Genomic DNA, 7,204 nt, shown 5'->3' on the forward strand with positions numbered 1-7,204 from the left:
CCGGCAGTTTAGCTTGCGGCGTTTCAGCCCCGGCGCTCAGAACTCTTTCGACAGTTCGAACAGCAGCACCGAGGGCAGGGCGTCCACCAGATGCTGGCGCGAGATGCGGGCCAAGCCGTCTGCCGTGGCGGTGGACAGCTGGGTCATCTGCGGCTCGACCATCACTTCGACAAAGCTGAACATGGGCACCTCGCGCATGATGTCCGCGAACAGCAGCTCGAAGGCCGGCCCGCGCAGGGCGCTTTCAAACACGATGGCATGGGGCAGGCCCTCGGCGCAGAACTGGGTCGCTTCTTCCATGCCGCCGACCACATCCACGATCAGGCCCATATGCTGCACGGCGGACTGGATCTGCGCGCGCAGATCGCGGGTCTGGGCAATGATGAGCACATGGCTGCCCGCCAGCGGCTTGGAGTTGCTGGACGGCATATAGTCCTGCGGGCGCTCGGGCTCCCAGCGCGCCTCGCGTGGCGCGATGTCGCCCGACAGGCCGGGCTCGTCGCCGACCGTGTGAGGGAACTCCAGGGTCAGCACGGTGATGCCGGCCTCGTCTTCCCGCAGCGGCAGCACGCCCATGGTGACGGCGGTCTGTTCGACCAGGCGCCAGCGCAGGGAATTGAGCGCCTCGGGCGCCTCCTTGCTGCGCGGGTCCTCGCTCAACTCCAGGGAGCGGTGGGCAAAGCGGCAGACCAGGCGCCCCTTGGCCGGCCAGGAGGTCAGGTCCAGGCGCAGGTCGATGGATGAGTGCGTATTGGCCAGGGCCCAATCCATCAAGGCATTCAAGAGGCCGAAGAGCAAGGAGCCATCGGCCATGACCTCGATGGGCTTCAGGACTTGGCGCACCTGGATGCCGCGCGATTGGGTCTCGCGGCTGCGCTGGGTCAGCACGCCGCGCAGAATCTGGGTTAGGTGCAGGCGCTCGCGCACCAGGCGCAGGCGGCCCGAGGCCAAGCGGGCCAGTTGCTGGCCCAGCATGCCGGCCTCGCGGGCCTGGGTGACGCTGTCGCGCAGGGCGCGCAGGTTTTGGCGGTCGATTTGGCCGGTGCTGATCAGCTCGTGAATGCGCTCCAGCGCCGCGCTGAGGGGGCCGGCGATCTCCTCACCCAAGAGCTGCACGATCTCGCCCCACTGTGTGTGGCTGGGCCCGGCCGCCACATCATTGGCGGCAAGGGGGCTGGCATGTGCAGGGGTATTGGCTTGCGTTGGCTTGACCATGCGTGGTGGCAATCTGCAGGAAAACCATTGGGAGTGTGAGGACTGGGGGCGGTATTCCCGCCGCGCCTCGATGGTCATCGCCTTGCTGGTTAGCGTCCATCCCTCGATCCGGGGGAACTCGGCGTCAGCTCGATTTGCGCTCGGATCGCTGCGAATTTTTTCACGAAGTCCCCTTTTTAAGTGACGATCTGATCACGTATCAGTTGCTCGACCTCGGCCTGGGTGAGCCCAGCCTCGGCCAGCAACTCCCGTGTGTGCTGCCCCAGCAGCGGCGGTGGATGGCGATAGCTCACCGGCGTGGCCGACAGCTTGATGGGGTTGGCCACCAGCTTCAGGCCATCGCTCAGCGGATGTTCCATGGCCACCGTCATCTTCCGTGCTTGTACCTGCGGATCGGCGAAAGTGTCAGTCAAGTTGTTGATCGCACCACAGGGTACTTTTGCCTTTTCCAGGGCGGCCAGCCAGTTGTTGCGCGGGCGGGTCTTCAGGGCCGCGGCGATCAGCGGCACCAGTTCGGCCCGGTGGCGCACGCGCTGGGCATTGCTTTGGAAGCGCGGGTCGGCGGCCCAGTCGCCGTGGCCGACGATTTCACTGAATTTGGCGAACTGGCCGTCATTGCCCACGGCCACGATCAGATGGCCGTCGCTGGCCTCGAAGACCTGGTAGGGCACGATGTTCTGGTGGGCGTTGCCGATGCGGCCCGGGGCCTTGCCGGTGCACAGATAGTTGGCGCCCAGATTGGCCAGCATGGCGACCTGGGTGTCCAGCAAGGCCATGTCTATGGTCTGGCCCTGGCCGGTGGCGTCACGGTGGCGCAGCGCTGCCAGGATGGCGACGGTGGCGTAAAGGCCGGTGAACAGATCGGCCACGGCGACGCCCACTTTCTGCGGACCGCCGCCGGGCAACTCATCGCGCTCCCCCGTCACGCTCATCAGGCCGCCCATGCCCTGGATGGCGTAGTCATAGCCCGCGCGGTCCTTGTAGGGCCCGGTCTGGCCGAAGCCGGTGATGGAGCAGACGACCAGGCCGGGGTTGTCGGCCTGCAGGGTTTGGGCGTCCAGGCCGTAGCGGGCCAGATCGCCGACCTTGAAGTTCTCCACCAGCACATCGACCTGGGCGGCCAGCTTGCGGATCAGGGCCTGGCCTTGCGCCGAGGCAATATCGATGGCGATGGAGCGCTTGTTGCGGTTGGCGCCGAGGTAGTAGGCGGCCTCGCTGGTGTCGGCACCGTCCGCGTCCTTCAGATAGGGCGGGCCCCAGGCGCGGGTGTCGTCGCCGCTGCCGGGACGTTCCACCTTGATCACATCGGCCCCCAGATCGGCCAGGGTCTGGGTGCACCAGGGGCCGGCCAGGACGCGGGACAGGTCCAGCACTCGTACACCGGCCAGTGCGAGGGCGGGAGAGCCCGGGGTTTGCGTTTCGTTTGAGCTTGTCTGCATGCGATTGATTGTGCGCCAGGCCTTGTGGCGGCCGCCTCCGATAATGCCCGCATGAAAACGCGCACGTTTGCTTCTTGGAGTCACCCGGCCGGGCCGCAGCAGGGGCGCTGGGTTTTGCTGCTGGCCGCCGCCCTACTGTCCGCTTGCTCGCCCGGCCTGGATTGGCGCGAGGCGCGCCCCGAGGGCTCGAATGCCCGCCTGCTCTTTCCCTGCAAGCCCGATTTGCACCAACGCGCCGCCACGGCCGAGGCGCCGGCCGCCATGGGCCTGGCCCAGTGCAAGGCGGCGGGCGCGACCTTTGCCCTGTCCTGGGCCCAGATCGATGAGCCCGGCCAGATCGGCCCGGCCTTGCAGGGCATGCGCGAGAGTCTGGCGACCAAGCTTGCGGCCCAGGCCGGTGCGTTGAGCCCGGTGCAGGTGGCGGGCATGACCCCCAGCCCTTTTGCGCAGCAGCAGAGTTTGAGCGCCAAGGGGCAGCAGGCGCAGGTGGCGGTTTTCACGCGGGGCCAGCAGGTGTATCAAGCCCTGGTGCTTGGCCCCAGGCTTGAGCCGCGCGCTTGGCAGAGCTTTGTTGAGTCGATCAAGCTGGGCGACGCAAGCTGAAACGCCAAGCGCCTGCGGCCGTACTGCGTATTGTTTTGCCGCCGCCGCACTTCCATGACTTTTTGCGGCCCGCCCGACGCTGAGGCGGGCTGCTCTCCCTTGATAATCTCCCCCATGTCCGGACTTCTCGTCATCGCCCATGCCCCCTTGGCCTCCGCGCTCAAAGCCGTGGCCGAACACACCTTCCCGCATTGCGCGCCGCAGTTGTCGGTGCTGGATGTGGGGCCCGAAATGTCGGTGGAAGACATCGAGGCGGCCGCGCGTGCATGCCTGGCCGCGGCAGGCCATGCACAAAACCTCATCCTTACCGATGTGTTCGGAGCCTCGCCGCACAATGCCGCCCTGCGTTTGGTGGGTGAGTCGGTGCGGGTGGTTTGCGGGGTCAATGCGCCAATGTTGTGGCGTTCGCTCTGCTATGCCAAAGAGCCCTTGGATGTGCTGGCCCGCCGTGCGGTGGATGGCGGCATCGCCGGCATCATCTTGTGCGGCGATGCGCCGCTGAACCCTTCTTCCGAGTCCTGAACCTTCATGATCAAAAGCACTTTGACCATCAGCAACAAGCTTGGGCTGCATGCTCGTGCCTCCGCCAAGCTGACCAAGCTGGCCGGCTCTTTTCAATGCGAGGTGTTCATGAGTCGCAATAACCGCCGCGTCAATGCCAAGAGCATCATGGGCGTGATGATGTTGGCGGCGGGCCTGGGCTCTCAGGTGGAGCTGGAAACCGAAGGTCCCGACGAGCAGGCCGCGCACGAGGCGCTGACCGCGTTGGTGAACGACAAGTTCGGCGAGGGGCAGTAAGCGCCTGTCCTCGGCGCGCCGGCTCGCCTTACTCCATGAAGTGACGGCGATAGCGTGCGGGCAGGTCCTGGATGCGCATCATCATCGGCAGATCGGCCGTGTTGAAGTCGGGGTCCCAGGCCGGCGCGCCCAAAATGCGGGCGCCGCAGCGCAGATAGCCCTTGATCAGCGGTGGGGCCTCGACGGCCAGGTCCTGGCGCAAATCATCCACCGGCAGGGGCAGGCGCGGGCGTACCTGCCACTCGATGCTGGCCAGATGGGTTCTCTCTAGCTGTTTCCACAAGCTGGCGGCGAAGTGGCCACCGTCTCGCATGCTGACGCTGGCGCAGCCGATCATGGTGTCCAGCTCATTGCGCAGCATGAATTCCGCCAGCGCGCCCCACAAGGCCATGATGGCGCCGCCCGAGCGATGCTCGGGGTGGATGCAGGAGCGGCCCAGTTCCACCATGCGCTCGCGTAGGCTGCGCAGGCGGGTCAGGTCAAACTCGGTTTCGCTGTACAGCCCACCGGCCCGCTTGGCTGCGGCCGGGGTCAGGACGCGATAGGTGCCAATCACCTTGCCCTGGCTGCCGTCGGCCTTGAGCTCACGCACCAGCAGGTGTTCACAAAAGGCGTCGAAGGTGTCGATGTCCAGGCCTTTGGGTGAGCCCTTGGGCAGGTTCAGGCGGGCGCCCATTTCTTCTGCAAAGACTTTGTAGCGCAGGCGCTGGGCTTCGCGGACCTCGGCCTCATCGCGTGCCCAGCTCACATGCAGGCGTGGCGCTGCAAGCGCTGTCGCCGCGCGGCGTGCTGCGGCGCCGTGCTCAAGTGTGCTGCAGCCGCTGGCATCGGAAAAGGGCAGGGTGGGCATTGGAATATCCCGCATGGACAAGCCTCGTGCATTCGTTGATCGCCGGCAAATGCTCGGGCTTGGGCGTGACGCGGGCGTGACTCGCGCATGACGAATCCATGACGCGAGGGTTGAGCGTCATCGGCTGCTAAAGTCGGTGCATGAGCTTTCAGGTCTTTGGCATCCCGGTATCGCGTGGCGTGGCCATTGGTCGCGCTGTTCTGGTCGCGTCCAGTCGAGTCGACGTGGCGCATTACTTCATTGCCGACGGCGCGGTGGATGCCGAGATTCAGCGCGTGCTCAATGCCCGTGATGAGGTGGCGCTGGAGTTCGAGACGCTCAAGCAGGATCTGCCTGCCGACGCCCCGCACGAGTTGGCCGCCCTGCTGGATGTGCACCTGATGCTGCTGCATGACGAGGCCCTGATCGGGTCCACCAAGCAGTGGATCATTGATCGTCGCTACAACGCCGAGTGGGCTTTCTCCGCGCAGTTGGAAGTGCTGGCGCGCCAGTTCGACGAGATGGAGGATGACTATCTGCGCGAACGCAAGGCCGATCTGGAGCAGGTGGTCGAACGGGTCTTGAGTTCGCTGGCGCGTGAGCAGGGCCGTGTGCCCACCGATGCGGCCAGCGTGGTGCAGCGGGACTTCGCCGGCGAGGATCCCTTGCTGCTGGTGGCAGCCGATATAGCGCCCGCCGACATGATGCAGTTCAAGCGCAGTGTGTTCCACGGCTTTATCACCGATATCGGCGGCAAGACCTCGCACACCGCCATCGTGGCGCGCAGCATGGACATCCCGGCCATCGTCGGCACGCGCGAGGCCTCGCGCCTGATCCGCCAGGACGACTGGGTCATCATCGACGGCGATGCCGGCGCGGTGATCGTCAATCCTTCGCCCATCATGCTGGAGGAATACCGTTTCCGTCAGCGTCAAAGCGAGCTGGAGCGCGCCCGCCTGGCCCGGCTGCGCCATACCCCGGCCGTGACGCTGGACGGCGAGCGGGTGGAGTTGCATGCCAATATCGAACTGCCGGTCGACGCCGTGGCGGCGGTCGAGGCGGGTGCTACGGGCGTGGGCCTGTTCCGTAGCGAGTTTCTTTTCATGAATCGCGGCGGTGAGCTGCCGGGTGAGGAGGAGCAGTTCCTGGCCTATCGCGCCGCTGTCGAGGCCATGCGCGGCATGCCGGTGACGATACGCACGGTGGACGTCGGGGCGGACAAGCCCTTGGACCGCATGAGCGCCAGCGAGTTGCGGCACGAGCATGTGCTGAATCCGGCCATGGGCCTGCGCGCGATCCGCTGGAGCTTGGCGGAGCCCAGCATGTTCCGCCAGCAATTGCGCGCGATTTATCGCGCCAGCGCCTTCGGCAAGGTGCGGCTGCTGATCCCTATGGTCGCCCACCTGAGTGAAATACGGCAGATTCTTGAATCGGTGAAGAAGGTTCAGCAGCAATTGACCGATGCTGGTCGCGCCTTCACCAAGGTCGAACTTGGGGTGATGATCGAGATCCCTGCCGCCGCCGTCATGCTGCCCTTGCTGCTCCAGCATGTGGATTTTGTTTCCATCGGCACCAATGACTTGATTCAATACACCTTGGCCATTGATCGTGCCGATGAGGCGGTGGCGCATCTCTACGACCCCTGGCATCCGGCGGTGCTGCATCTGCTCGCTCAATCCATCGCGCAATCGCGAGCGGCCGGCAAGTCGGTCAGTGTTTGTGGCGAGATGGCGGGTGATCCGGCCTTCACCGATATTCTCTTGGCGATGGGCTTGCGTAGTTTTTCCATGCATCCCTCGCAGATTCCATCGGTCAAGCAGCGCATACTGCGCGCCGATGCTGCTCGGCTGGCGCGGCTGATGCCCGACCTGCTGGTGAGCGAAGACCCTCAGCGCGACGCTGAGCTGGCCTTCAGTCTTCAAAAGGGTGTGACTAAGTCCTGAGTCGCACGGTAGCAGTCGCCCTGCTTGCCTAGGCGGCAGCTGGCTTATTGGCTCATCCACCCCTTCCACGGACAGTGCCCGCGAGCATCTTTTGGTAATTCACAATTCTTGCTGTTTCCCCATGAAATCCTGTGCTACAGTAGAGGGCTTCGCTGCTAGCAAGTCCTCTGTTTCGGGAGCGAGCAAGACGATGTGGCGAAGAAAAGAAGTGAGTGAAAAGCGCGGCAAACAAAATGTTTAAAACGCTTGACGAGTTTAAGAAAAACAAGTCATAATCTCGCTTCTGTGCTGCTGACGCCAAGTCAGCGGTTTGCAAGAAGATTGCAGCGAGTTGAACAGTGGTTCAGCTTAAGTTCTTTAAAAATCAACAGCCGATA

General features: G+C 64.5%; 7 protein-coding genes. 4 read left to right on the forward strand and 3 right to left on the reverse strand.

The features are described from left to right. Positions 1–36: 36 nt before the first annotated feature. Positions 37–1,215: a hypothetical protein gene (locus HNP55_RS07565; RefSeq protein WP_184297792.1), complete on the reverse strand. Its 1,179-nt coding sequence runs from the start codon at positions 1,213–1,215 to the stop codon at positions 37–39. A gap of 176 nt (positions 1,216–1,391) precedes the next feature. Next, the gene (locus HNP55_RS07570) at positions 1,392–2,654 is read right to left on the reverse strand and encodes a CaiB/BaiF CoA transferase family protein (RefSeq protein ID WP_184297794.1); all 1,263 of its coding nucleotides are present in this window, start codon (positions 2,652–2,654) and stop codon (positions 1,392–1,394) included. A 51-nt stretch (positions 2,655–2,705) separates the two neighbouring features. On the opposite strand from HNP55_RS07570, the gene HNP55_RS07575 reads away from it, so the two are divergent. From HNP55_RS07575 to HNP55_RS07585, 3 genes are all read left to right on the forward strand, one after another. Beyond that, positions 2,706–3,257: a hypothetical protein gene (locus HNP55_RS07575; protein ID WP_184297796.1), complete on the forward strand. Its 552-nt coding sequence runs from the start codon at positions 2,706–2,708 to the stop codon at positions 3,255–3,257. A 114-nt stretch (positions 3,258–3,371) separates the two neighbouring features. Next, positions 3,372–3,779, forward strand: a complete 408-nt coding sequence (locus HNP55_RS07580) for a PTS sugar transporter subunit IIA (protein ID WP_184297798.1) — start codon at positions 3,372–3,374, stop codon at positions 3,777–3,779. A gap of 6 nt (positions 3,780–3,785) precedes the next feature. Then, a complete protein-coding gene (locus tag HNP55_RS07585; RefSeq protein WP_184297800.1) occupies positions 3,786–4,055 on the forward strand; it encodes an HPr family phosphocarrier protein in 270 nt (89 codons plus the stop codon). A gap of 28 nt (positions 4,056–4,083) precedes the next feature. Here the strand turns inward: HNP55_RS07585 and HNP55_RS07590 are convergent, their stop codons facing one another. Next, positions 4,084–4,920: a GNAT family N-acetyltransferase gene (locus HNP55_RS07590; protein WP_184297802.1), complete on the reverse strand. Its 837-nt coding sequence runs from the start codon at positions 4,918–4,920 to the stop codon at positions 4,084–4,086. Positions 4,921–5,045: 125 nt separating this feature from the next. On the opposite strand from HNP55_RS07590, the gene ptsP reads away from it, so the two are divergent. Next, entirely contained in the window at positions 5,046–6,827 is a 1,782-nt protein-coding gene (gene ptsP, locus HNP55_RS07595; RefSeq protein ID WP_184297804.1) for a phosphoenolpyruvate--protein phosphotransferase, read from the forward strand. The last annotated feature ends 377 nt before the right edge of the window (positions 6,828–7,204 follow it).

Source organism: Roseateles oligotrophus, assembly GCF_014204525.1.
GTDB lineage: Bacteria > Pseudomonadota > Gammaproteobacteria > Burkholderiales > Burkholderiaceae_C > Paucibacter_A > Paucibacter_A oligotrophus_A.